Origin of the sequence: Rhodanobacter sp. FW021-MT20 (genome assembly GCF_041107475.1) — a bacterium.
GTDB lineage: Bacteria > Pseudomonadota > Gammaproteobacteria > Xanthomonadales > Rhodanobacteraceae > Rhodanobacter_A > Rhodanobacter_A glycinis.
Genome location: NZ_JBGBPX010000001.1, coordinates 446,379 through 470,655, shown reverse-complemented (window position 1 = coordinate 470,655; position 24,277 = coordinate 446,379). Strand labels below are relative to the sequence as shown.

At 60.0% G+C, this 24,277-nt stretch carries 22 protein-coding genes; 13 read left to right on the top strand and 9 right to left on the bottom strand.

Features of this window, described 5'->3' with window-relative positions; translation table 11 throughout:
• Positions 1-111: 111 nt before the first annotated feature.
• Complete coding sequence (locus AB7849_RS02295) at positions 112-1,248, top strand: alpha/beta fold hydrolase (RefSeq protein ID WP_008212504.1); 1,137 nt, start codon at positions 112-114, stop codon at positions 1,246-1,248.
• 150 nt (positions 1,249-1,398) lie between these two features.
• Here AB7849_RS02295 and AB7849_RS02290 read toward each other — a convergent pair whose 3' ends face one another.
• From AB7849_RS02290 to AB7849_RS02275, 4 genes are all read right to left on the bottom strand, one after another.
• The gene (locus AB7849_RS02290; RefSeq protein WP_008212506.1) at positions 1,399-2,790 is read right to left on the bottom strand and encodes a short-chain fatty acid transporter; all 1,392 of its coding nucleotides are present in this window, start codon (positions 2,788-2,790) and stop codon (positions 1,399-1,401) included.
• Positions 2,791-2,972: 182 nt separating this feature from the next.
• Positions 2,973-3,941 carry a drug/metabolite exporter YedA gene (yedA, locus tag AB7849_RS02285; RefSeq protein ID WP_008212508.1) on the bottom strand — a complete coding sequence of 323 codons (969 nt, stop codon included), beginning with the start codon at positions 3,939-3,941 and terminating at the stop codon, positions 2,973-2,975.
• A gap of 194 nt (positions 3,942-4,135) precedes the next feature.
• Entirely contained in the window at positions 4,136-4,987 is an 852-nt protein-coding gene (locus AB7849_RS02280; RefSeq protein ID WP_369500514.1) for a methylated-DNA--[protein]-cysteine S-methyltransferase, read from the bottom strand.
• Between the two features lie 233 nt (positions 4,988-5,220).
• Entirely contained in the window at positions 5,221-5,499 is a 279-nt protein-coding gene (locus AB7849_RS02275; protein ID WP_008212513.1) for a hypothetical protein, read from the bottom strand.
• Positions 5,500-5,577: 78 nt separating this feature from the next.
• Here AB7849_RS02275 and AB7849_RS02270 point away from each other — a divergent pair, with 78 nt between their 5' ends.
• The gene (locus tag AB7849_RS02270; protein WP_008212514.1) at positions 5,578-5,925 is read left to right on the top strand and encodes a Rieske (2Fe-2S) protein; all 348 of its coding nucleotides are present in this window, start codon (positions 5,578-5,580) and stop codon (positions 5,923-5,925) included.
• Positions 5,926-6,095: 170 nt separating this feature from the next.
• On the opposite strand, the gene AB7849_RS02265 is transcribed toward AB7849_RS02270, so the two are convergent.
• The 5 genes from AB7849_RS02265 to AB7849_RS02245 all read right to left on the bottom strand — a co-directional run bounded on the left by AB7849_RS02265 (position 6,096) and on the right by AB7849_RS02245 (position 11,811).
• A complete protein-coding gene (locus AB7849_RS02265; RefSeq protein ID WP_008212515.1) occupies positions 6,096-8,249 on the bottom strand; it encodes a YjbH domain-containing protein in 2,154 nt (717 codons plus the stop codon).
• Complete coding sequence (locus AB7849_RS02260) at positions 8,246-9,028, bottom strand: capsule biosynthesis GfcC family protein (protein WP_008212516.1); 783 nt, start codon at positions 9,026-9,028, stop codon at positions 8,246-8,248. The genes AB7849_RS02265 and AB7849_RS02260 overlap by 4 nt, the downstream gene beginning before the upstream one ends.
• Positions 9,025-9,789 (bottom strand): YjbF family lipoprotein, encoded by a 765-nt coding sequence (locus AB7849_RS02255; RefSeq protein WP_237711841.1) that lies wholly within the window; start codon positions 9,787-9,789, stop codon positions 9,025-9,027. Before AB7849_RS02255 ends, AB7849_RS02260 begins: the two co-directional genes overlap by 4 nt.
• Before the next feature lie 514 nt (positions 9,790-10,303).
• Positions 10,304-11,416: a polysaccharide biosynthesis/export family protein gene (locus tag AB7849_RS02250; RefSeq protein WP_008212518.1), complete on the bottom strand. Its 1,113-nt coding sequence runs from the start codon at positions 11,414-11,416 to the stop codon at positions 10,304-10,306.
• Between the two features lie 104 nt (positions 11,417-11,520).
• Complete coding sequence (locus tag AB7849_RS02245; protein ID WP_008212520.1) at positions 11,521-11,811, bottom strand: hypothetical protein; 291 nt, start codon at positions 11,809-11,811, stop codon at positions 11,521-11,523.
• Between the two features lie 455 nt (positions 11,812-12,266).
• On the opposite strand from AB7849_RS02245, the gene AB7849_RS02240 reads away from it, so the two are divergent.
• From AB7849_RS02240 to AB7849_RS02190, 11 genes are all read left to right on the top strand, one after another.
• Positions 12,267-12,758, top strand: coding sequence for a low molecular weight protein-tyrosine-phosphatase (locus AB7849_RS02240; RefSeq protein WP_008212521.1), 492 nt, complete (start codon positions 12,267-12,269; stop codon positions 12,756-12,758).
• Between the two features lie 49 nt (positions 12,759-12,807).
• The gene (locus AB7849_RS02235) at positions 12,808-15,009 is read left to right on the top strand and encodes a polysaccharide biosynthesis tyrosine autokinase (RefSeq protein ID WP_008212522.1); all 2,202 of its coding nucleotides are present in this window, start codon (positions 12,808-12,810) and stop codon (positions 15,007-15,009) included.
• A gap of 292 nt (positions 15,010-15,301) precedes the next feature.
• Positions 15,302-16,579, top strand: coding sequence for a Vi polysaccharide biosynthesis UDP-N-acetylglucosamine C-6 dehydrogenase TviB (tviB, locus tag AB7849_RS02230; protein ID WP_008212523.1), 1,278 nt, complete (start codon positions 15,302-15,304; stop codon positions 16,577-16,579).
• Positions 16,579-17,622, top strand: coding sequence for an SDR family oxidoreductase (locus tag AB7849_RS02225; protein ID WP_008212524.1), 1,044 nt, complete (start codon positions 16,579-16,581; stop codon positions 17,620-17,622). The genes tviB and AB7849_RS02225 overlap by 1 nt, the downstream gene beginning before the upstream one ends.
• Complete coding sequence (locus AB7849_RS02220) at positions 17,615-17,827, top strand: hypothetical protein (protein WP_037100307.1); 213 nt, start codon at positions 17,615-17,617, stop codon at positions 17,825-17,827. Before AB7849_RS02225 ends, AB7849_RS02220 begins: the two co-directional genes overlap by 8 nt.
• Positions 17,828-17,829: 2 nt before the next feature.
• Entirely contained in the window at positions 17,830-18,774 is a 945-nt protein-coding gene (locus AB7849_RS02215; RefSeq protein ID WP_008212526.1) for a WxcM-like domain-containing protein, read from the top strand.
• Positions 18,771-19,865 carry a DegT/DnrJ/EryC1/StrS family aminotransferase gene (locus AB7849_RS02210; RefSeq protein ID WP_008212528.1) on the top strand — a complete coding sequence of 365 codons (1,095 nt, stop codon included), beginning with the start codon at positions 18,771-18,773 and terminating at the stop codon, positions 19,863-19,865. The genes AB7849_RS02215 and AB7849_RS02210 overlap by 4 nt, the downstream gene beginning before the upstream one ends.
• A 31-nt stretch (positions 19,866-19,896) precedes the next feature.
• Positions 19,897-20,457: an acyltransferase gene (locus AB7849_RS02205; protein WP_008212529.1), complete on the top strand. Its 561-nt coding sequence runs from the start codon at positions 19,897-19,899 to the stop codon at positions 20,455-20,457.
• On the top strand, positions 20,450-21,937 hold the full coding sequence (locus AB7849_RS02200) for an O-antigen translocase (RefSeq protein ID WP_008212530.1): 1,488 nt from the start codon (positions 20,450-20,452) through the stop codon (positions 21,935-21,937). Before AB7849_RS02205 ends, AB7849_RS02200 begins: the two co-directional genes overlap by 8 nt.
• 103 nt (positions 21,938-22,040) lie before the next feature.
• A complete protein-coding gene (locus AB7849_RS02195) occupies positions 22,041-23,051 on the top strand; it encodes a glycosyltransferase family A protein (protein WP_369500513.1) in 1,011 nt (336 codons plus the stop codon).
• 166 nt (positions 23,052-23,217) lie between these two features.
• Positions 23,218-24,273, top strand: coding sequence for an EpsG family protein (locus AB7849_RS02190; RefSeq protein ID WP_369500512.1), 1,056 nt, complete (start codon positions 23,218-23,220; stop codon positions 24,271-24,273).
• Positions 24,274-24,277: the final 4 nt, after the last annotated feature.

Here is a 24,277-nt window from a genome sequence, read left to right as displayed (position 1 = left end):
GATTCGAGGGATTGTCGTCGTCGATCACGGGGCAGGGACTATGATTCCCGTATCCGGTAATCGCTGGGGAGCGATATGCGTCATGGACGATGGTGGGGACTGGCGAGTGCGATGCTGATGGCGTTGGGCCTATCGGGCTGCACGGGTTTCGTGGCGCGCCAGATCGAGAAGCCGGGCCGTTCCGACCAGAAGCAGATGGCTCCCTTTCGGCAGATGCTTGAGCAGGCTGGGCTCCACTACGACACAATGCGGACTGCGCAAGGCGTGCGTATCGCCTACTGGCATGGCTTGCCGCGTGATTACGGCGCAACTCAGGTTGCCTCGGAACAACGCAGGGCTGGGCATGTCTCGTTTCATGTCGACTTCCATTTCCGAGCGCTGAAGAAGGCTGCGCCGCTTCCGGTGCGCGGGAGCATCGTGCTGCTGCATCCATGGGGTACCGAAGGTAGTGCCATGGCTGGCTGGGGACTGGCATTCGCCAGCGCAGGTTATGTGGTGGTGATGCCCGACTTGCGAAGCCAAGGGCGTTCGGACGACGCGCCCGTGGGCTACGGGCCGCGTGAGGCAGGCGACATGGTCAGCCTGGTCCATGCCCTTGAGGCAACGCACCGTCTGCCTGGCCCGCTGTACCTGTTGGGCGCCTCCTATGGCGCCACGGTGGCTCTGTTTACCGCGCCGCGATTGCCCGAGGTACATGGCGTGATCGCACTCGAGCCGTATGCCGACGCAGTGAACGTAATCCATCGTGCGCCAGCCAGCGGGCTGTTCGGTTATCGATGGCTGGTGCGCTGGATCAGTTCGCACGAAATGGACGAGGCGATTGCCCGCGCTGACCGCGTGCTGGGAATTGACCTGTACCGAATCGATCCGGGAGAAGCTCTGGCAAGGACGAAGGTCTGCACGCTGATCCTGGGCGGCAACCACGACGAGCTCATCCCGCCGTCTGCCTTGCGCGCACTGGCGCGGCGTTCCCCCAAAGCGCGTTATGTGGAAATCGCCGGCGAAGGCCATCTTACGCTGCCGCTACGCACCGACCGGCTGTTTCCGCCCATGCTGAAATGGATCGATGGCTTGCCAGCTGGGCCTGATGGGGATTGCCCTGGCTATATGCCATTGCCGCCTACCGCGGTTCCCGTTCCGCACGTGCGCAGCAAGATTGCTGGTGACCGCGGCGCTGCGCGAGCTTTGAGCTTGCAAAGCCCCTCTCCCCTCGGACGCGGAGAAGGGCCATGGATGGCCCTGCTTTGAGGAGCGAGGAAGAGGGGTTGGGGTGAGGGTTCGGTAGCACTGCTCCGCTCCGCTTTGTCCGTACCCTTACCCGGCTGCCGCCACCCTCTCACCCGCAAGGGGACTCTCGTTGGTCGCCGAAGGGAGAGGAATGCATCCTGGAATTCGCGGTTATGGCATCACTGGCGGCACGTACGTCAGCGTGAGCCCAAGCAACCACAGCAAACCCAGTACCAGCGGCACATGCACCAGCAGTTGCATGAAGGTGTAGCCGACCACGTCGCGCGCCTTCAGGCCCAGCACGCCGAGCAGCGGCAGCATCCAGAACGGGTTGATCAGGTTCGGCAGCGCTTCGGCGGCGTTGTAGACCTGCACGGCCCAGCCCAGGTGCACGTGCAGGTCGTTGGCCGCTTGCATCACGTAAGGCGCTTCCACCAGCCATTTGCCGCCGCCCGACGGCACGAAGAAGCCGAGGATGGATGAATACGCGCCCATCACCAACGGGAAGGTGTCGGCGTTGGCCACGTGCACGAACAGTTGCGACAGCCGGTGTGCCAGCGTCAGGCCGCCATGGCCCTGCACGTGGGTGAGCAAGGCGGCGATGCCGCCATACAACGGGAACTGGATCAGCACGCCCGCCGTGCTCGGCACTGCGCGGGTCACTGCATCCAGAAAGCTGCGCGGACGCCAGTGCAGCAACAGTCCCACGGTGAGGAACAGAAAGTTGTAGGTGTTGAGGTTGGCGATGGCGCTGACTGCCGGCTTGCTGGCGAATTCGTGGCCCAGCCAACCCAGTCCCAGCAGGCCGATCAGCACCGACAGCAACGGGCTGTATTCCAGCCATTCGCCCGGTCGCGTGCGCGGCGGCAAGGCCGGCGTGGCGGTTTCCTCGGCGATGCCGAAATCCTCGGCGGTGCGCGCATTGCGGTCCGACGGAGCGGTAAGCCAGCACACCACCAGCGAAGCTGCGATCAGACAGCCGGTGAGCGCGAACGATTGCCACAGGAAAATGGTGTTGCTGAAAGGCAGCACGCCGGTGATGGCGAGCAGGCCCGGCGGCATGCTTGCCGGGTTGGCCTGCAACTGCGCCGCGGACGAGGACAAGCCCATCGCCCACACCGCACCCAGGCCGAGGTAGGCTGCCGCGCCCGCCGCGCGGTAATCCATGCGCAGGTCCTTCCGCCGCGCCAGCGCACGCACCAACAAGCCGCCGAACACCAGCGAGAAACCCCACGACAGCAGCGAGGCCAGCATGCTCACCAGTGCCACGTAGCAGATCGCGCCGCGCCCACTCCTCGGTGCGCGCGCCAGCACGTCGATGAAACGTGCCACCACTGGTGCGGTGGCCACCACGTAGCCGCCAATCACCACGAAAGCCATCTGCATGGTGAACGGAATCAGACTCCAGAAACCGCTGCCGAAGGCGTTCACCGTCGCCACTGGCGAACTGCCGAAGCTCAGTGCGACCACGGCCACGATGACCACACCCAGCGCAGCAAATACCCACGCATCCGGGAACCAGCGCTCCGACCATGCCGCGCTGCGCAGTGCGGCGCGCGCCATCCGACCTTCATTCACTGTATTCATGCCAGTCCCCATGCGGTGTCCCGGCCATGGTGGCGCGCGTCACGCGGGCAGGACAAGCCGACGATGGTCGATGCGCGTAAGTGTGAGGAAGCCAGGGTTTTCTCCCTCCTCTGCGTGCAGGGGAGGGTTGGGGCGGGGTTACGCGTTGCAGTAGAGCCTTACCCCCTCCCGGCCTCCCCCTGCGCCGCAGGGGGAGGGGAAATGCTGGCGAGTTTGGACGGCTTCTGCCGAGCCAGCGTGATCACCGCCACGCCCAGCAGGATCACCGCCATGCCGGCGAGATCGAACGGTCCGACGTGTTCGCCCGCCAGCAACAGGCCGAACAACACCGCTACCGGCGGATTCACATAGGCGTAGCTGGTAGCCAGCACCGGTCGGGCGTGCTTGAGCACGTAGAGGAACGCGCTGAAGCCGATCAGCGAACCGAACACCACCAGATAGGCGAGCGCCAGCGTGGCGTGGGCGGTAGGATGCGCCGGCAAGTGTTCGCCGCCGCCGAAGCCCATGACAAGCAGCGCGGCACTGCCGCACAGCATCTGCGCCGCGGTGTTCATCGGGCCGGAGGGCATGTCCTGGCGCTTGCTCCACACCGAGCCGAAGGCCCATGCGGCAGCGGCGGCCAACAGCGCCAGTGCACCGAGGCGCGAACCGGACAGGCTGCTGCCGAGGTTAAGCACGATCACCCCGGCGAAGCCGATCGCCAGCCCCAGGCTTTCACGGCGGCTGGGCCAATCGTTGTAGAAGCCGGAGAACAGCGCGGCGAACAGCGGCATGCTGGCGACCGCCACGGCAGCGATACCCGAGCTCACGCGCTCCTCGGCGAAGCAGACCAGCCCGTTGCCCAGGCCAAGCAGCAGGATGCCGGTGACTGCCGCATTGCGCCATTGGCGTGGCGAGGGCGGCGCCACCCCGCGCAGTCGCAGGTAACCGAACAACAAACCACCGGCGCACAGGAAGCGCACGCCGGCCAGCAGGAACGGCGGATAGCTGGCCAACGCGAAGTGGATGCCCAGATAGGTCGAACCCCAGATCACATACAGCGCGAGCAGGCCCAGCGGCACCATCACGCGCGGATTGGCGGACAGCGGGATCGCCGCAACGGCAGGCGTGGTGGTGGAGTCGTTCATGGGGAGTCGAGGGGAGGGGGCGGCGCAGTGTAGCGCCGGAAGCATGCTGCATCGTGACGGCAGCAGACGCCAGCGAGCATTTCGCAAGGCAGGTTTGAGGCAGCGTCAAGACGTCCGGTTTGCGGCAGGTAGGAGCGCACCCTGTGCGCGAAAAGCCTGTTGCAGGCTCAGGCAATCGCGCACAGGGTGCGCTCCTACCGTTCTGTCATGCGTTGTTCGCTGGCCAGAAGCTGGCGCTTGCGCTCCACGCCCCAGCGCCAGCCGCCCGGCGAGCCGTCTTCGCGCACCACGCGGTGGCAGGGCACGATCAGCGCCAGCCGGTTGCTGCCGCAGGCGTTGCCGACGGCGCGGGCGGCTTTCGGCTGGCCGAGCTCGGCGGCCAGTTCGCCGTAGCTGCGCGTCTGGCCGGAGGGGATGCGGGTCAGTGCATCCCATACGCGCCACTGGAATGCGGTGGCGGCCACGTCCAGGGGCGGCAGTGCAGGGGCGTCGGCGTCGATCCAGCCCAGTTGACCGGCAATGCGGGCGATCACCGCATCCAGCCATTCCTCGCGGCCGGCATCCACGCGTTCGCGGGCGGCTTTGGGAAATTCATTGGCCAGGCGCGTTTCCAGTTCGGTGTCGTCCGCACCCAGTGTCACCGAGCAGATGCCACGGGTGGTGGCGGCCACCAGCAAGCGGCCAAGCGATGTGTCGGTGGTGGTGTAGCGGATGCTGGCGCCGGCACCACCGGCTCGGTAGCTGGCCGGGGTCATGCCGAGCAGACGGTCGCTGTGTTCGTAGACGCGGCTGCCCGAGCCGAAGCCGGCTTCATAGACCGCGTCGCTGACGCCGGCACCTTCACGCAGGGCCGCCTTGAGCTGGCCGAAGCGACGGGCGCGGTGGTATTCGGCCGGACTCATGCCATAGCGCCGACGAAAGGCACGCTGCAGATGGCTCGGGCTGAGCCGGGCGGTCTTGGCCAGGGTGTCGAGTGTCGGCGCTTCATCGGTGCAGTCGAGCTGTCGACGCACTTGTTCGAGCGTGGATTCGGTGGATTTGTTCATGGGGAGCCCCATGCGGATACATGAGACGAGATTAGGGCGCGAGCATCGTTCCGGCTATCCGGATCGTGCGCACAGAGCAAATCGTGTGCCGGTAGCCCGTTTTTGTAGGAGCGCACCCTGTGCGCGAATGCCCTTGGCCGGATATCGCGAGAAGCCTTTCGCGCACAGGGTGCGCTCCTACGAGAGCCTGCATCGTCGGCAGGAGCGGCTTCTTCAGCCGCGGTCCACCCGATTCAACGCGAAACCGGTCGCCCGTGCTGGATCACCACGAATTCGCCTTCCAGCACATCGGGCTGGTGCGGCTGCCGACCTTGCATGGCAGGTTTCGCACCTGCGCGACCCTGTTTCCACTGTCGCCAAGCCAGCAACAAGCCGCCGCCGACCAGCAGGATGCCGGCCACCATCAGGCCGAAGACCAGCAGGACACCGACCACGGCCAGCCCGATCAGCAGGGACAGGGCACGGGCCAGCGGGTGGCGAGGGCGACGCATGGGCGGCAGGACAAAGCGCATGTGTTAAAAATCCGTGTGCTAAAATCAATGACTTACATGTGCAACGATGGGGCCTGACGGCCCGCGAGACAAGTGCCGATGGATACACTCACCCCGCTCCGCCCACTGTGCCGACTCGATGATCTGCCCGATGGCGAAGCCGTGGCGCTGGACGCGATGTTGCCCGATGGCGAGGAAAATCTGATCGTGCTGCGGCATGGCGACGGCGTGCGGGCGTGGATCAATGTCTGCCCGCACGCCGGGCGTCGACTGGATTGGGCGCCGGGTAAATTCCTGATCACTCGCGGCACCCTGGTCTGCGCCGTACACGGCGCCAGCTTCCGCACCGATGATGGTTGTTGCGTGGGCGGCCCATGCCGTGGCGACAGCTTGCGCGCGGTGCCGCTGACGATTGAAGACGGCGAGGTGTGGCTGGTGGCGGGATGATCGCGGCTGAAGCCGCTCTTACAACGGCACACCTGGCCGCGATCCCCACATTGTAGGAGCGCACCCTGTGCGCGATGGCTCTTGATCTTGGTCGTCGTCAGAGCATCGCGCACAGGGTGCGCTCCTACAGTGGCAGTCACGTTTGGCGCTTGGCGCTTCTATCCGCGTACCTACTGCGTAATCATCTGCAAATTGCCGTTGAAGTTGTCGCTGTCGCGGCCATCGGTCAGGGTGTACAGCGAATAGCGGCGACCCAGCGTGGCACCGCCGTCGCGGATCAACGGTTGCCACAGGATGTTGGCGCGGTTGACGGTGGAGCGGGGCAGCATCAGGTCGAACGGGATCGAGATGTAGATGCCCTTGTCGAAGCTGCCTTCGCCGTATTTCTTGCCGTCGGCGCTGGTCAACGTCGCGTAGGCGCCCATGCGCACGCCGTTGCGGAATTCACGCGAGACGTCGATGGTGCCGCCCCAGTCGCCGGCGAGATAACGGCCGGCGCTCAGCGCCAGGGTGACGTCGTCCACGCCGGTGTCGATGTAGGCCGTCACGTGACCGGTGGCGACGTGATAGTGGCGGAACGAGAAATCCTGGTCGAAGCCGCGCTGCTTCACCCACGCCGCATCGGCGCCCAGCGCCCAGCGTTCGCCGAACGGCCGGTACAGCACTTCGCCGCCGACACCGCCATACATGCTCTCGAACATGCCGGCATAGGCCATGCCGTACCAGTCCTGGCCCAACCGTTTCGTGGCGGTCAGCTGGAACACCGGCAGGGTGATGCGCCGGCTGGTGAGGTATTCGCGAATGTAGGTGCGCACGCGCGGCAGATTGCTGGGTGCGTCGTAGGTGAACTTGTCGTAGTTGTTGATCAGGTTGGCGCTGACCACGCCGCTCCACCAGAAGTTGGGCGTGAAGTGGAAGTTGGCTTCGTAGTTCGCGGCAATCTGGTACAGGATGAACGCGTTCGGACCGCCTAGGCTCTGGCCGTAGGTGATCGAGGCACCGCCATCGAATTTCTTCGGCTTGGGCTGATACAGCACTTCCTCGTGCTGCGGCATGGGCTGGTCCTGCTCCACACTGAGGCGGAACTCGTCCAGCGGGATGCGGTGGTCGAGCAGGGCATCGAAGCGTTCGCGATGCACGCTGGTATCGACGATGGGCAGGCCCTCGCGGGTGGATTCCACCGTGAACCAGTCGATGCCCGGCCCCAGGTAATCATCCAGCACGCGCGCGGTACGGCCCATCGCCTTGGCGCTGTAGAAGTAGCGGACCTGTTCGCCGGTGACCACTACCTCGCGGCCGCGACGGGTGATCTTCGATACGCGAATGCCGGCGTTGTCATGCAACTGGCGGCTGACGTCGGCCCAGTTCACCTGTTCCGGCGCGGTGGTAACGGGCGTCGTCTTGCGTGGCGGCAGCGGCGGATCGAGCACCTTCGGCGGCGCCGCGTGTTCAGCCAGGTTGGTGTGCAGCGTGATGCTGAACATGGCCGTGTTGCCGCGTTCCAGCGCCGCGCTGAAATCCACGCTGCGGTTCAGCCGGAACACGGCGCCGACGTTGAACGGGCTGCTCTGCGGTTGATTGTCGTTATGCGGCTCGTGCTTGTAGTTGTTGCCGTCGTATTCCAGCTTGATCACCAGCGGTTGCCACGGCGTCTGGTAGCTGATGCCACCGAACAGCGCCGCCGGACCACGGAAATAAGTATGGCTGTTGAACTCGCCGCCGGTGCTGGAGTGTCCGGTGGGGCGCGTCTTGAACTTGTCGCTGAGGATGCCGAACGGATTGGAGATGTCGCCGCGGGCGCCCATGTAGCCCCAAGCCATGCCAAGGCTGGCGTCGATCGGACCGAAGCGCTTGCTGGTCACCACGTATTCGCCGGAGAACAAGCCAGTGCCACCCAGGTCGCGGATGCCCACGGCTACGGCCGGTAACCAATGGCTTTCCTGCCACAGCCGCACCTTGGCGTCGATCGATTTGTCCTTCAGGCTTTGATTGCCGCTGAGTGACTCGGGACCGTATGGAATGTTGCTGATATCGGAATAGCGAATGATCCCTTCCAGCCACGGCAGCGGCTGCAGGGTGAAGTTGTAGCGTGTGTACGGCTGCGCGTGGCTGGCGGTGAAGGCGACTTCGCCGGCGTCGGCCATGCGTGCGGTGGGGGTCTGCCACAGGCCGGCGCCACCCCAGTCGCTTTGCGTGGGTGCATAGCCGGTCGGCGTGGTGTCGGCCAGGGCCGGCGCGGCAATCAGCAACCCGGCCAACAGGCAGGCGCGGCGACACGGGGCGGAAACGCGCGAGCGACGCGTATGACGGATGCGTTGCTTCATGGCGTTGCTCCCGGGCCAGGCAAGGTCTGGGTGGCCAGGAACGCAGCCACGTCATGGTTCAGCGTGGCATCGACGCGCTGGGCGGCACGCGCCGGCAACGGCACATAGATCACTGCCCCCGGGGCCAGTGACAGTGGCAGGGAGCGGTTCCACAGTGCCACGCCCTGGCGGAATACCCGGCCGTCCGGTTCGATCACGTAGATCCAGTCGTGGTCGGCGCGTCGGGAGTAAGGGCACGCAGCGAGATAGCTGCGTGCGTCCTGCATGGCTTGCAGCGGCAGCGTACATGGCTGCTGCACCGCGCCGACGACGCGGATCGTGGTGGGGCGCAGCGGATAGAACAGACGGTCGCCCGGCTGTAGCGGCAGGTTGGCAGCGGCATTGGCCTCTACCGGACGCGGGTCGAGCAAGGCCGGCACGCGACCGGTGACCGGCAACGCGGCGATCCGGTTGCGCAGGCGGCCAACCTCTTCCGCCAGCGTCGCGTCACCGTGTTGGAGCGCCTGAAGGTGCAGGCTGTCCAGGTCGAACAGTACGCCGGCTTTCTGGCGCTGTTGCTCCGATTGCAGCGATGGCCGCAGCCAGGCGGCGCCGAGCATGTAGGCGTCAGGCCGTACCTGGGCCGCAAGCGCGGCGTCACTGAGGCGGGCCGAGTCCTTGAGATTCAGCACGCCAGGATGATCCACGGCCCCTTCGACGCGCACCTGTACCTGCGCCAGGACGGGCAGGGTAGCGGAGGCCAGCAACAGGGCCAGGCTGGTCAGCATCCACCGCTTCATGACGCCTTCCCGCGATACGGGCGCAACTGCACCAGGGTGATGGCCATGCCCGGCGCCACTTGCTGCACGCTTTTCCATATGAAGCCGTCGACTGGATCGACCCAGTAACGGTTGGTGGCGCGGTAGTGGGCGGCCGGCGCGCTCAAGTGTTCGTCCACGCGCAACACGGTATGCGTCTGGCCGAGGATGGTGAGCTGCTCCGTGCCGGCCGGTACCAGCCGGGCCTGGACCACGACGTCGTAGCGATAACCGGGTGACCAGTCTTCGTGGCGGACGTAATCAAGCGGTCCGTTGAGGTGCTGCAGGCCGCGCGCGAAAGGGTTGTCGGGGGATTGGTGAAGGCCGTCGAGATTCTGCGACAGCCCGGCGGTTTGCACGACCTGGCCGTGCTTGAGGAACACCACCACGCCGTGGCTACCGTACCAGTCCTCGCGCGCGCCATCGACGTTGCCGAGGATCAGCACGGCGTGGCCTTCACGCGTGCTCGCCTGCATCTGGTAATACGGACGGGCGGCGACTTCGGCGGCCGTCGGGCTGTGGTCACGATGCTGCTGCACCACCAGCTTCACGGCATCGACGGAGGAAGAAGACACTGCCGTGCAGCCGGCAAGCACGGTCACGAGCAGCAGGCTGGTTAGACCGCGATAGAGCATCTTGCCTTTGGCCGAGGGTGCTATCCCTGATGCTTCGTATTGTGCAGCGGCGTCATTCCAGCGAAAGCTGGAATCCAGTGCCTTGTGCACCCCAGAGCTTGAAGCCACGGGATCCCAGCTTCCGCTCACGGCTGTCCGGAATAATTTTGAACCCTGTGGTTCCACATAACTTGTACCGATACCGCACCCTCGCTCGTCATTCCGGCGCAGGCCGGAATCCAGTAGCCGTATGGCCTGGACAGGCGTGATCGTTACTGGATGACCAGACAGCCGTCTGTTGAAAGGCGCCTCCGGCCTGCGCCGGGATGACGAGCCGGAGAGGTGGTCGCTGCCCGCTCCCTTGTTGCATCTCGCGCAAGCGGCGCAGGTATTCACTCTCGAAGGACATCCCAGGATTATTCCGGATAGCCGTGAGCGAAAGCTGGAATGACGGCGAGGGGGGAGCTCCGTTCCCGCACCAGAATCACGGGCTCTCAGCCTTGTCGCCAAAGCTCGGAGAATGGAGGCTGCGTAATGGTCCGGTGACAAGCCGTGGATTCCTTGTTCCTCGGAAGATCGGTTCACGCGGCCATGCGGCGGTGCGTGCCCGTGGGGCGCCGTCGTCAGGCGACGGCGCGAACGGTCAGTTGCTGCTGTGATTCAGGTAGTAACTTGAAGAGGCGGCGGTGCTCAGCACGCTGGTCAGCGGTATGACCTGGCTCAGGAAACGGTTCCAGCGGGTGACGCCGGCGGCACCCACGAACACCACGTCACCCGGTTGCACCTGGAAATGATCGGCCAGTGCGAAAGCGGCGGGCGAATGCGCGTTCAGTTCAAACACGGTCGCCGGCTCGTTCTCGATGTTCTTCGCCCCGCGGATCACATACACCGACTTGCCCTTGGATGTGGTCTGACTGAGGCCGCCGGCACGCCCGAGCGCCTGGGTCAGGGTCAGGTCGGACGTCTTGAACGGGATGGCCATCGGGTGGTTGACCTCGCCCAGCACGTAGGCTTCCTGACGATCGTTGTAGGGCAGGTAGAGGCGATCGCCGGGCTTCAGGTAGATGGCGCGAGCCAGGTCCCTGCCGTGATCAAGCTTGTCCAGATTGATATGGTAGGTCTGGCCGTCGCGGGTCAGCACCAGGTTGGACAGGTTGGCGTCCTGGGTATTGATCGTGGCCACGCCAATCGCCTGTGCCAGCGTCAACGGTACGGCGGTAATCGGCTGCGGATCGGTTTTCACGAACGCACCGCTCAACGTCACGTGTTGGCTACCGTAGCCGATCACGCTGACGTCCACCTGCGGCTTCTCGATGTAGGTGGCCAGTTTGTTGCTGATGGCTTGGCGCAACTGCTCGATGGTCATGCCCTCGACCTTGAGCTGGCCCACATACGGGTAGAACAATGTGCCGTCGGAGCGCACCAGACGCCCATTGGCCAGCGGCTGCTGCTGGGGGCCGGCAGGCGAGGTCAGCTCGGGGTGATCCCACACCGTGATGTACAACGTGTCGCCCGCACCGATGCGGTAAGGCTGGGGCTGATAGGCCAGCAGCGCGGGTGGTACGGCGGCACTTTGCTCGGAGGCCTGGTCCATCGCCAGCAGCTTTGGCGTGATCTGCACGAGCTGAACGTGACTATTGTCGGCGTTGCCGTCGCGCACCAGCTTGCCGGTGGACATGTGCTGACCGGGTGCCCAGATGCAGCCAGCCAGCAGGCTGACGGAGGCGGCAAGGGTCAGGAGCGGGAGTATCTTCATGGCGAGCAGCTACCTTTTCTGCTTTGCAATCAGGCACGAAAAACCGTGCCGGACGCATCCGGCACGGCTGTTTATGCAGTCATCACGGCGCGACGAACTTGAGCTTAATGCGTGCCGGTGGTGCCAGTGGTGCCGGTGGTGCCGCCGGGGCCACTGTTCTCGTTGCCGTGGTTGCTGCTGCTGGTAGCGCCAGCAAGCACGGCCACAGCCGTGGCGCCCATGCCGATATAGACGGCGGTCAGCGCGCCCTTCGACGCCTGGCCTGCGGTGTTTGCGCCAGGGACGGTGGCTGCAGCAGAAGGTGCAGGCGCAGCCGGGCTCGGTGAAGAAGGCGCCTGGGCGAAAGCTTGGCTAGCCAATCCCGTGGCCAACAGTGCGATGAGCAGTGTTTTCATGGTAGGAGCTCCGTGCCGTGATAGTTGGGGAAGTATAACCATAACTGTGTCGCGGTTGTCTTGCAGTTTTGACACTGATGGGGCACGCATTCAGCTTGCCAGGCCAGTTTCATGCGAAACTTTGCCGCTTGGTCGGGTACCATAACCGACTTTGGCAGGATACAACGCAGCCGGTTGAGTATGGTCTGAGCGTTTAGCTCGTCATCCCAGCGCAGGCTGGGATCCAGTGCCTCCAAGCCAGCAGACACAAGGCACAAGGCACTGGATTCCTGCTTGCTCAGGAATGACGAACCAAAAGCTGGTTACCCAGACCTTTCTTGGATACAAGCTGTCGCATATTCTGTTGCACTGCACAAACAGTGCGAACGGCCGGAATCTCGCGTTATCAGGGGGAGATGCCGGCTACAACCCAAGCCATGCCGAAACGGTGCTTCCTCGGAACGACGGTCAATGGAATGGCTGCCGTGTCGCTTTGCACCTGCGCCGGCGATGATTCGGAGAGTCAAGTCAAGGTGTTCAAAAGGATATTGACGGTCTGCGTTGGCAACATCTGCCGCAGCCCCACAGCCGAATACCTCTTTCGGCAGCAGTTGGCCCACCGCGGCATCGAGGTGGGCAGCGCCGGCATTTCCGCCATGCGCGACTATCCCATGGATGCGACTGCCCTGCAGGTCATGGGGGAGCGGGGCGTGGATGGCTCCGTGCATCGCGCGCGCCAGGTGACGCCGGGAATGCTGCGCGAATCCGATCTCATCCTCGGCATGGAAAAAAGCCACCTGACCACGCTTGCACAACTGGCCCCCGAGGCCAGCGGCAAGATGTTCCTGCTCGACAAGTGGGGGGAAGCGCGGGATATTCCTGATCCATATCGACAGCAGCGCCCGGCGTTCGAGCACGTCTATGCGCTGATCGATCAAGGCGTCCGTGGCTGGCTGCCCTACCTGTAATCAACGTGTCGCACCTTTAAATAGTCCTTTCAGCCGAAAAGCGAATTCCATGGCAGCTGCGCAAAGCACGACCTCGAACGACGACGAAATCGACCTGAACGCTCTGCTGGGAACCTTGCTCGACCACAAATGGTTGATCATCGTGGTGACGGCGGTGTTCTGCGTGCTCAGTGTGGCTTACGCCATCCTGGCCACGCCGATTTACCAAGCCAACGCCATGGTGCAGGTGGAGCAGAAGGTGCCTGATCTGCCTGGGCTGAGCGCGATTAGCCAGACCCTGGGTGCCTCCAGTTCCGAGGCGACTACCGAGATTGCGATCATCACTTCGCGCTCGGTGATCAGCAAGGCGGTGGACAAGCTCAATCTCAACGTGGTGGTGACGCCGCACCGGTTTCCGCTGATTGGCAATTTCATGGCGCGTCGTTACTCGCCAGCCCAGCCCGGTGACGTAGCCTCGCCATGGCTGGGCCTCAGTCGTGACGACTGGGGTGGCTCCAAGTTGGATGTGTTTCAACTGGATGTGCCAAATGGCTTGCTGGGCAAGCACCTGACCCTGATCGCGGGTGAGCACGGTGCCTACACCGTACTGGATGACGACGATAACCTGCTGCTGCGCGGTCAAGTGGGGCAGGTGGCCAAGGGCCATGGCGTCACCATGCAGGTGAAAACCTTGGCAGCCAACCCGGGAATGCGTTTCGATGTGGTACGTAATCGGGATCTGACGACGGTTAGTGATCTTGCACAGAAAATCAATGCCAGCGAGCAGGGCAAGGATTCCGGCATCATCGCCTTGACCTACGACAATGCCGATCCGCAGCTGGCAACCGATGTGCTGGACCAGGTCGAGCAGGCCTACGTGCGCCAGAACGTGGATCGCAACTCGGCACAAGCGGCCAACAGCCTGCAGTTCGTCAAGGAACAAATGCCGATCGTGCGTGAAAAGCTGGAGAAGGCCCAGGCAGCCTTGAATGCATTCCAGACCAAGGCCCATTCCGTCGATATCACGCTGCAGACCAAGGGTTTGCTCGACCAGATCGTGGCGGTTGAAACCAGCATCCAGCAACTGGACATGCAGAAGGCGGACATGGAGCGCCGCTTCACCAAGGATCACCCGGCCTACAAGGCCTTGATGCAGCAGATTGGCCAGTTGCAGGCGCAGAAAGCGGGCATGGAAAAGCAGGTGGGAAGCCTGCCGGATACCCAACAGGAACTGCTGCGCTTGACGCGCGATGTGCAGGTCAGTGACAGCACCTATACCGGTTTGCTTAACCAGGCGCAGCAACTGGAAATTGCTCGCGCCGGCACCGTGGGCAATGTGCGAGTGGTGGATACAGCCGCCGTCGATGTCACCCACCCGGTAAAGCCGAAGAAGGCCATTATCGTGTTGGGCGGCACGTTCCTGGGTGGTTTCCTGGCGATTGCTTTCATCTTCCTTCGCCAGATGCTGAACCGCGGCGTGGAAGATCCCGCCGATATCGAGCAACTGGGCTTGCCGGTGTATGCCTCCATCCCGCAGAGCGACAAGGAACGCGATATTTCGTTGCGCGGCACACATCAGCACGGCGACGGGCGACAACATCTGCTGGCCGTGACCGACCCCGCGGACTTGGCCACCGAAGCCTTGCGCAGCCTGCGTACCAGCCTGCATTTCGCCCGGCTGGAAGCGAAGAACAACCTGCTGATGATCTCCGGCTCCAGCCCTGGCGCCGGCAAAACCTTCGTGTCCGCCAACCTGGCTGCGGTGATCGCCCAGGCAGGGCAAAAAGTGCTGCTGATTGATGCTGACATGCGCAAAGGCAGCCAGCACAAGGTGTTGGGTGGGCGTGCCGAAAACGGTCTGTCCGAATTGATCTCCGGGCAGCTCGAACTGGCCGCAGCCATTCGCCCCGTGACAGGATTGGACAGCCTGCACTTCATCGCCCGCGGCAAGGTGCCGCCGAATCCGTCCGAGCTGCTGATGCACTCCGGCTTCACCGCCCTGCTGAAGCAGCTGATGCCGCTTTACGACCTGATCATTGTCGATACACCGCCGATCCTGGCCGTGACCGACGCCGCCGTGATCGGCCATCACGCGGGTACCAGCCTGCTGGTGGTGCGCTTCGGCCTGAATCAGGCGCGCGAAATTGCCTTGGCCAAACAGCGCTTCGAACAGAATGGTGTGGAAATCAAGGGTGCCATCTTCAACGCAGTGGAGAAGCGTAGCGCCGGCTACTACTCCTACGGCTACTACGAATACAAAACCGCCAAATAACTCCCGCCGTTAACTCCCTCCCTCGCAAGCAGGGGGAGGGCTGCGACGCCCTTAACTCCCTCCCCTGCCTGCAGGGGAGGGCTGGGGAGGGGTAAAGCTTTGGGGGGGGGAGATAAAGCCCCTTAGGTTCCAATGCACAACGCTCAAAAAATACCAGGTCACACGCCCGCGCGCCCCATGAAACATTTCAAGCCCATCATTCCCAACCATGCTTGATTGACCAACAGTCCCCCAGTCCGTCTCGTACCGGAACGAACGGATTCCCCTTCGAACATCACCCAACGGAAGCCTCATGCAGTCACTGGACAACGCGAAGATTGCCATCATCGGTTTGGGTTACGTCGGCCTGCCACTGGCGGTGGAATTCGGCAAGCAATTCGACGTGACAGGTTTCGATATCCATGCCGCGCGCATCGAGCAATTGCGCGCCGGAGTCGACCATACCCAGGAGACCTCGGCCGAGGAGTTGGCGTCTGCGAGCCAACTTCGCTACACCACCGATCTTGAAGCTCTGCGTGATTGCACGGTATTCATCGTGACCGTGCCGACGCCCATTGACTCCGCCAAGCGTCCCGACCTCACCCCGTTGATCAAGGCTAGCCAAAGCCTGGGCAAGGTGCTCAAGCGTGGTGATATCGTGATCTACGAATCCACTGTTTATCCTGGCTGCACCGAAGAAGTGTGTGTGCCATTGCTGGAACAGGTATCTGGCTTGAAGTTCAACGAGGACTTCTTTGCGGGCTATAGCCCCGAGCGGATCAATCCCGGCGACAAACAACATCGCGTGACCACCATTCTCAAGGTTACCTCGGGATCAACTCCCGAGGCAGCCGACTTTGTCGATAGCCTCTATGCCAGCATCATCACTGCGGGAACGCACAAAGCGAGCTCATTGAAAGTGGCCGAAGCCGCCAAGGTCATCGAGAACACCCAGCGAGATCTCAATATCGCCTTGGTCAATGATTTGGCCATGCTGTTCAACAAGCTCGGCATCGACACGCTGGAAGTACTGGAGGCCGCCGGTACCAAGTGGAACTTCCTGCCATTCCGTCCTGGCTTGGTTGGTGGGCACTGCATCAGTGTTGATCCCTACTATCTCACCCACAAAGCCCAGGAAGTGGGGCACCACCCGGATGTGATCTTGGCTGGGCGCCGCACTAACGATGGGATGGGCCCGTATATAGCGAGCGAAGTGATCCGCCTGATGGTATGTAAAGGCATCAATCCGGTGCGCGCGCGCGTCTTGGTGTTGGGTCTGGCGTTCAAGGAGAATTGCCCAGATCTACGCAATACCCGCGTAGTGGACATCGTGCAGTCGCTGCGCGGCTACAACGCTAAAGTCGATATTCACGATCCATGGGTCGACGCTGCTGAGGCTGTGCGCGAATACGGTATAACTACCATCGCGCAGCCGCAGCGGGGCGGCTATGACGCGGTGATCGTTGCAGTTGGGCATCAGCAGTTTGTGGCGCTAGGTGGCAAAGGCATCCGCGCGTTCGGTAAAGTGGAGTCTATTGTCTATGACGTGAAATACGTCTTGCCGCGTGGTGCAGTGGACGGGAGGCTGTGATGAGCGCATTGGTCAAGGTACTTCCAGCCGCGCTCAAGGAACGTGTGCTCGCATCACGCCAAAAATGGTTAGTCACGGGTGCGGCGGGTTTCATCGGTTCCAATCTTGTCGAGGCACTGCTTGGGCTAGGTCAGGATGTGGTTGGCTTGGACAATTTCGCTACGGGCTACCAGCGCAATCTGGATGAAGTCGAACAGATCGTGGGAGCGCAGGCCTGGTCACGGTTCCATTTCATCGAGGGCGACATCCGGAGTATCGAAGACTGCCGCAAGGCGTGCGCAGGCGTACAGCACGTACTGCATCAGGCGGCGCTGGGGTCGGTACCTCGTTCGATGGAAGATCCGCTGGCAACGCATGACGCCAATTGCACCGGCTCACTCAACATGCTGGTGGCTGCGCGGGATGCCAAGGTGCGAAGCTTTACCTATGCCGCCAGCAGTTCCACCTATGGCGATCACCCCGGGTTGCCCAAGGTGGAAGATCAGATTGGCAATCCCCTGAGTCCTTACGCCGTAACGAAATATGTCAATGAGTTGTATGCCAGCGTTTTCGCACGGTGCTACGGTTTCAATGCCATCGGTTTGCGTTACTTCAACGTATTCGGTCCGCGCCAGGATCCCGATGGGGCCTATGCCGCCGTCATTCCCAAGTGGATCGACAGCCTGATCAAGGGCGAGTCGGTCTTCATCAATGGTGACGGCGAGACCAGTCGTGATTTCTGTTATGTGGCAAACGTCGTGCAGGCGAACTTGCTGGCTGCGACGGCGGAAAGTCCCGCGGCCGTGAATCAGGTTTACAACGTGGCGGTAGGTGACCGTACGACACTCAACGAGCTTTACGCCCAGCTTGTGACCAACTTGCTGCCGCATTACCCGCATCTGCAAGATGCACAGCCCGTGTATCGTGAGTTTCGCGAGGGTGATGTGCGGCACAGTCTGGCCGACATAAGCAAGGCGACGGCGAAGCTTGGGTTCACACCGACGCAAAATATTGGGCAAGGGCTGGCCTTGGCCATGCCTTGGTATATGAGACCACGTGCCTAAGGTTCAGCGCGAGCGTGTTCGCTGGTTTGGCGAAGACGTAATTACCAACATTGAAAATGCACTCATGAAAATATTGCTCACTGGTACGGAAGCCGATGTGTCCGCTCTCATTGCCTCGGTCGAGTACCGCCCGCAAGTCGGCGTGGAGGAGGGCGTGGCGAACTTTGTGCGCTGGTACAAGGAATACATCGGAGTGAGGTCATGAGAATGCCTCAACCTGTCCACGTCCATGCGCTGGCCGATGTGCAGACCGCCAGCATCGGTGCGGGTACGCACATCTGGCAATTCGTGGTGGCCTTGCCGGGCGCTCGCATCGGCAACGACTGCAACATCTGCTCGCACTGCTTCATCGAAAACGACGTGGTCATCGGCGATCGCGTCACCATCAAGAATGGCGTGCAGCTATGGGACGGTTTACGTGTCGGCGATGACGTTTTCATCGGCCCCAATGTCACTTTCAGCAATGACAAGTTTCCGCGCAGCAAGCAGCACCTGGCGACCGCGCTACTGACCGAGATTGAATCCGGTGCATCGCTGGGCGCTGGCGCAACCATCCTCCCGGGCTTGAAGATTGGTCGTCATGCGATGGTGGGTGCTGGTGCTGTGGTTACGCGATCTGTGCCTGCCAACGCGATCGTCGTGGGAAATCCCGCCAGGATCGTAGGTTATGCAGATGCACAAAGTGGTGGTTCGCTCGACAAGGTGACGGAAGCAGCTGCAACTGGCACGGTACAGTCTTCGCGGGTTGCAGGCGTGAGCCTGGTAACGCTGCCCCGTATAACGGACATTCGGGGTAGCCTCACGGTCGGTGAATTTCAGCGCGTCGTGCCATTCGAAGCCAAACGCTACTTCATGGTGTTCGACGTACCCAGCGTGGAGACGCGCGGTGAGCATGCCCATCGTCAATGCCATCAATTTCTTATCTGCGTGCGCGGGAGGGTTTCGGTCGTGGCCGATGACGGCGTTCATCGCGAGGAGTTTCTGCTTGATCGCCCTAACCTTGGCTTGCACTTGTCGCCGATGGTATGGGGAATCCAGTACAAGTACTCTGCCGATGCTGTGCTACTGGTTTTCGCATCGCACTACTACGATGGTGCTGATTACATTCGGGATTACAGCGAGTTTGTGAAGCTAACAGGTGCCAGCGCATGATTCCGTTCCTTGATCTGAAAGCTCCCCACATCGAATTGCGCGATGAAATCAACGCGGCAATCGACCGTGTGGTGTCATCTGGCTGGTACGTGCTTGGCCCGGAAGTGGAAGCATTCGAAGCCGAGTACGCGACCTATTGCGAGGCTTCGCATTGCGTCAGCCTTGCTAATGGCCTTGATGCGCTGCATCTTGCGTTGCGCGCCATGGGTGTTGGGCCGGGCGATGAAGTCATAGTGCCATCCAATACCTACATCGCGACCTGGCTGGCTGTCAGCCAGTGTGGGGCGACGCCGGTGCCCGTGGAGCCAGTGGAGGCGACGTACAATATTGATCCAGCCCTGATTGAGGCGGCGCTCACGCCGCGCACCAAAGTTGTTCTTCCGGTGCACCTGTACGGTCAACCGGCCGACATGGACCCCATTCTTGCAATCGCCCGCAAGCATGGTCTCCGCGTGCTCGAAGACGGTGCTCAGGCGCATGGAGCACGCTACAAGGGGCGGCGCCTCGGTGCGCATGGTGACGTGGTCGCCTGGAGTTTCTACCCCGGCAAGAACTTGGGCGCGCTCGGCGATGGTGGCGCAATCACGACCAATGATGCGGAGCTGGCCGATCGTATCCGTGTCCTGCGCAACTATGGCTCGAGGGCGAAGTACGTCAATGAGGTGCAGGGATTTAACAGCCGACTGGACCCCATCCAAGCGGCGGTGCTACGCGTCAAACTGAAAAAGCTTGATGAATGGAACGCGCGTCGCGCGTCGTTAGCGGCGCAGTATCTGCGAGGGCTTGCAGATTCTGGGCTGGTGTTGCCTCAGGTACCTGTGTGGGCTTCTCCTGTGTGGCATTTGTTCGTGGTGCGTCACCCCCAGCGTGATACCTTACAAGAGCATCTGACTGGCGCTGGCGTTGGTAGCTTGATCCATTACCCGATTCCACCGCATAAACAGCAGGCCTACGCATATGTGAATTGGCCATTGGATCCGTTCCCACTGGCATCGCGAATGGCAAAGGAAGTACTGAGTCTTCCGATGGGTCCTCACTTGGAGTTGTCAAAGCAGGCTGCGGTCATCGGTGCAATTGATTCATATGTTTAACATAGGTGCCAAGAGCATTCAGCGCTTTGCTTTGCGACTTGCACAGCTTCCAAGGATATTTTTTTATCGATGCATTTCAACGAATTCGGTGCAGGGGGCGCCGTGTCTTTATCAGCCGCTGCAGTGTGCGGGAAAGGGGGCTATTGGCGTCGAAAGTAACGTCAGTATCGGAGTATATCCGTCGCCTTTTTTTTTCTCGACGTATGCATATCTAGAGGCGCGACATCATTCCGCAACGATTTCGATCGGGCGCGGGACCTGGTTGAACAACAACTTTTGCGCAATTGCTGAATATACGTCGATTGCAATTGGGAGAAATTGCCTCGTCGGGTCCAATGTCGAGATTCTTGACAGCGACTTTCATGGAATAAGGGTTGAGGAGCGCAGATTGTCTCGTCCTGAATGGGCCAAGCCAGTGGTAATCGAGGACAATGTGTTTATTGGATCGAACGTAAAGATTATGAAAGGCGTAACGATTGGTAGTGGTGCGATAATTGCCAATGGTTCCGTAGTAACAAAGAGTGTACCTAGTGGCGCGATCGCGGGGGGGAATCCGGCCAAATTGCTCAAGACGATTGACGCGAATGGCTAACTCCTATCGCCAGATCCTTCGGTCATCCTCGATCATAGGCGGTGCATCGGTTATTAACATTCTGATTAGCCTGTTGCGCACCAAGGCGGCAGCGCTGTTATTAGGCCCCGCCGGTGTGGGTCTGATCGGGTTGTTCCAAAATCTCGTCTTGACTGCTTCAGCTGTGGCATCGCTGGGTTTTGGAAGCGTGGGTACGCGACAGATCGCCGAGGCTGTCGGCCAAGAAGATAACGCTGCTGCTGCTGCTGCACGCCGGGCGTTGTTCTTGGGTACGTTGGTTTTGGCTTTCATCGGTGGCATCGTATTCTGGATGCTACGCGCCGTTCTGGCGAAACGCATATTGGGGAATCCGGCCCTCACTGGAGACGTTGGCTGGTTAACACTTGGCGTGGTGCTTACGGTAGCGGCCGGCTCTCAGGCCGCATTACTGAACGGCTTGCGCAAGATCGGAGACATCGCCCGCGTTAGCGTGTCGTCGGCTGTCCTATCTACCACGCTTGGCGTTGGTGCGTTATGGCTATGGGGCGCGCAAGGCTTGTTGGCATTCGTGCTCGCAGCTCCACTGGCCAGCTTCGTGATGGGACACCTGTACGTGGCGCGGCTACCCAAAGTAGTGTTCCCGCGAACTCCATTTTCGCAATTGATGTCCCAATGGAATGTGCTAGTACGATTGGGCGCCGCCTTCATGGTGGCTGGCGCCGCCGGAACATTGGGTCAGCTGGTGGTGCGCGCACTGGTTCAGCGTGAATTGGGCTCGATGGCGTTGGGCCAGTTCCAAGCAGCCTGGGCTATCTCGATGACATACATCGGATTCGTGCTGGCGGCGATGGGTACGGACTATTACCCGCGCCTGACGGCGGCCATTGGTGATCATGTTGTAGTTAATCGCATGGTGAACGAACAAACCGAAGTCGCGTTTTTACTCGCCGGCCCGGTATTTTTGGTCATGCTGGCATTGGCGCCTTGGTTGATCAAGCTGTTGTATTCAAGTGAGTTTGTTGAGGCCACTCTGATTTTTCGTTGGCAGGTGCTTGGCGATGTGCTGAAGGTTGCTAGCTGGCCACTGGGTTTTATCATTTTGGCTTCCGGTGATGGCCGGACTTATGTCTTGACCGAGTCGTCGATCATCGGCATCTTTGTCGCACTGGTTTGGTGTGGCTTGCCGCTGATTGGTGTAGAAGTCACGGGAGTCGCATTCTTTATCATGTACCTTTTGCATCTGCCGCTGATGTATTGGCTGGCCCGGCGACGAACCGGTTTTCGCTGGGACTCGAGGGTGCGCATGCAACTACTCGTCTTGGTACTTATGACTACTCTCGTACACGCACTCGCTGGTCGAAGCGTAACTGCTGCTGCCGTAATAGGAGTTTTCTTGGCCATCTCATTGGGCGTTTACGCATTGAATCGACTATCAGAAATAGGTGGGTTCGGTGGGGATATAAGCGGATGGCTTCGAAAAACATTGTGCGGCAAGCGTTAGTGGTAAGTTTTCGCGTGATAAAGTTGGTTTCAAGCGCTCTTTCGCATGATTACATTAACAATCTAATTTGGTCGAGTCTGAATTGGAATAATGGTTGTCGTATATGAGGCAAGATAAAAAAGTACAAAATAGCTCAAGTGCGCGGCTAATGTTGGAGTCGGGCCTCTCAACTTCCGTCGCGGAACCGCATTTAACGATAGCGGTTTGTGCATATCGGCATTCGGATTACATTGAGGAGTGTTTGCGGAGCATTAATGACTCGATGGTCACGTCAATCGAGCTGCTGGTAATAGACGACGGCTCACCGGATGACACGTTCGAAAAGTGCCTCAAGTTTCCGTATCGCGAAGGAATCGCCGTTCGTGTTTATACCAAGACGAATAAGGGGCTGGTGGACTCGCTACGGTTAGGCCTCAGCCTAGCGCGAGGTACGTATTTCGCGGCCATGGCATCAGACGACTTTTACGAGAGAGGGGGGCTGGAGGCGGCATTGAGTTTACTCGAGAAGGAAAGTCGCCCTATTGACGCATTATTATGCCAAGCACGAACAGTGGGTCTTGTGGACCGAATGGTGTATGGGTTGGATATGGAGCGTCTTTTTGAAAAGAATGCATTTAGTAGGTTAGAGAAAGTATGGACAGCGCCGCCCTCCCCAATGCTTCTTCAGGCTACAGTGTTCAATACTCATTTCCTCCGAAGCCTGCATCCTTGGGAGGATTCTCTCGAACTGGACGACTGGCCAACGTTCATCAGGGTCTTTGCAGCCGAAGCGCAACTCTCTGCCAATATAAAGTACGCATCTTCGGTACAGTTGTGCCGATACCGCGTGCATGCACAGGGAATCCATGCTCAATTGGATCGGCATCTTCGTGTTACAGAGCAGGTGGCAGCCACTCTTGTACCGCCCCGATATCGGCGCACTTGCCAAGGGAATGTGCGAATCAAAATCGGGTTAGCACTTCTCTATGAAGGCTGTTGGCGCAAAGGGCTTGCGACCTTCTTTCTTGGATTTAAGACAAACCCGTCGCCAATCGTGATTTGGCATTTGTTTCATCGAGCCGCACGTTTCTTTGTGAGTAGATTGATGGGCCGGAAGAGCAATAGTCGCTCTTAGCCGGTACACTTCAGCAAAAATAGTCTCGGGCGGATAGTTCAGGTTGGCAGATGTTGAGTCCGGTAAAACTTTCGTATCGCTTCGAAATCATTTAAATGGATATTATCGTTTCGTGCGCTCCCGAAAATACAGATCAATCTGTAATCAATGGCTCGAGAAACATGACATGGCATATGTAGCTTTTATATTTTGCGCGTTTTTTTTAACGGCATGGTCGTGGTTATGCCCAAAATATGCAAAATACTTGGGTATGATCCTTTTCGCCTACGCGGTGCTTTTTGCGGGGATTTCGTCTTCGAGTAAAGATTATTCCAACTACATAAATATGTTTCAGGAAATAGGCGCGTCGGCATTAGCGTATCCAGAAAAGGTTTTCCTCGGCAAGGACCCGCTTTTCGGGGTTCTAATAACTTGGATTCAAGCCGTTGGCCTCGGCTCTCAGTGGATGTTCTTGGTTGCGGTTGGATTCGGGCTCAGTCTTAAAGCAAGAGCGTTTCAGCGCATCTTTGGAGCCTACATAACGCCGTTTTTTGTTATGGTTTGCCTATCATATTTCTCGCACGAATTTGCCCAGATAAGGTTAGCAATTGCTCTTGGATTTAGCTTTTTGGCATTATTGGAAATATGTAATGGGAAGAAAGTAAGGTGGTTAATATACAGCATGCTGGCTGTCGGATTCCATGCGTCGGCCATCTTGGTTGTGATATTTGAGCTGCCAATGCTATTCGGACTTCAGAGATACCAGTGGATTATTAGCGTTTTTATGCTTTTGGTTATTGCGGGAGTCGGAAATATCCTTTCTCAGATGGGCAAGTTCGACGGAAGGGTCCTTGAGTATGTTGGAGAGCACTTCGACATGACGGTTAGCATGGTCCTGGTAGCTTTATTCAAATCTGGCGTACTCAGTTATATGGCCGCCATATTAGTGAAGGGCCAGGTCGATATCCCGCAGCGAAGATTGCTCATTCAATGTTGCATATTTTCGTGGGTTGGCTTGGCTTTCCTTCTTATGTTTATGCATTCCGCAACATGGCTTGCATTCAGAGTGTATGCATTGTTTGACGCCTTTAGCGTCTTTATCGTTGCTGCCGCGTTACTTAAAAAAACCACGAGCACATGGCTCGTGGGTGCAGCCTATTGCATTTTATTGCTAATAATATTGAGCAGATCTGATCTATTGCCAGCGTATAAACTGGCTTCTAGTTACAATTATAGTCATTAGTTAT

Excerpts from the sequence above, each read along its gene's own strand:
- AB7849_RS02295 (WP_008212504.1), top strand. The coding sequence starts at position 112 with ATGCTGATGGCGTTGGGCCTATCGGGCTGCACGGGTTTCGTGGCGCGC.
- AB7849_RS02290 (WP_008212506.1), bottom strand. The coding sequence starts at position 2,790 with ATGGCGCGCGCCGCACTGCGCAGCGCGGCATGGTCGGAGCGCTGGTTC.
- yedA (WP_008212508.1), bottom strand. The coding sequence starts at position 3,941 with ATGAACGACTCCACCACCACGCCTGCCGTTGCGGCGATCCCGCTGTCC.
- AB7849_RS02280 (WP_369500514.1), bottom strand. The coding sequence starts at position 4,987 with ATGAACAAATCCACCGAATCCACGCTCGAACAAGTGCGTCGACAGCTC.
- AB7849_RS02275 (WP_008212513.1), bottom strand. The coding sequence starts at position 5,499 with ATGCGCTTTGTCCTGCCGCCCATGCGTCGCCCTCGCCACCCGCTGGCC.
- AB7849_RS02270 (WP_008212514.1), top strand. The coding sequence starts at position 5,578 with ATGGATACACTCACCCCGCTCCGCCCACTGTGCCGACTCGATGATCTG.
- AB7849_RS02265 (WP_008212515.1), bottom strand. The coding sequence starts at position 8,249 with ATGAAGCAACGCATCCGTCATACGCGTCGCTCGCGCGTTTCCGCCCCG.
- AB7849_RS02260 (WP_008212516.1), bottom strand. The coding sequence starts at position 9,028 with ATGAAGCGGTGGATGCTGACCAGCCTGGCCCTGTTGCTGGCCTCCGCT.
- AB7849_RS02250 (WP_008212518.1), bottom strand. The coding sequence starts at position 11,416 with ATGAAGATACTCCCGCTCCTGACCCTTGCCGCCTCCGTCAGCCTGCTG.
- AB7849_RS02245 (WP_008212520.1), bottom strand. The coding sequence starts at position 11,811 with ATGAAAACACTGCTCATCGCACTGTTGGCCACGGGATTGGCTAGCCAA.
- AB7849_RS02240 (WP_008212521.1), top strand. The coding sequence starts at position 12,267 with ATGGCTGCCGTGTCGCTTTGCACCTGCGCCGGCGATGATTCGGAGAGT.
- AB7849_RS02235 (WP_008212522.1), top strand. The coding sequence starts at position 12,808 with ATGGCAGCTGCGCAAAGCACGACCTCGAACGACGACGAAATCGACCTG.
- tviB (WP_008212523.1), top strand. The coding sequence starts at position 15,302 with ATGCAGTCACTGGACAACGCGAAGATTGCCATCATCGGTTTGGGTTAC.
- AB7849_RS02225 (WP_008212524.1), top strand. The coding sequence starts at position 16,579 with ATGAGCGCATTGGTCAAGGTACTTCCAGCCGCGCTCAAGGAACGTGTG.
- AB7849_RS02215 (WP_008212526.1), top strand. The coding sequence starts at position 17,830 with ATGCCTCAACCTGTCCACGTCCATGCGCTGGCCGATGTGCAGACCGCC.
- AB7849_RS02210 (WP_008212528.1), top strand. The coding sequence starts at position 18,771 with ATGATTCCGTTCCTTGATCTGAAAGCTCCCCACATCGAATTGCGCGAT.
- AB7849_RS02200 (WP_008212530.1), top strand. The coding sequence starts at position 20,450 with ATGGCTAACTCCTATCGCCAGATCCTTCGGTCATCCTCGATCATAGGC.
- AB7849_RS02195 (WP_369500513.1), top strand. The coding sequence starts at position 22,041 with ATGAGGCAAGATAAAAAAGTACAAAATAGCTCAAGTGCGCGGCTAATG.
- AB7849_RS02190 (WP_369500512.1), top strand. The coding sequence starts at position 23,218 with ATGGCATATGTAGCTTTTATATTTTGCGCGTTTTTTTTAACGGCATGG.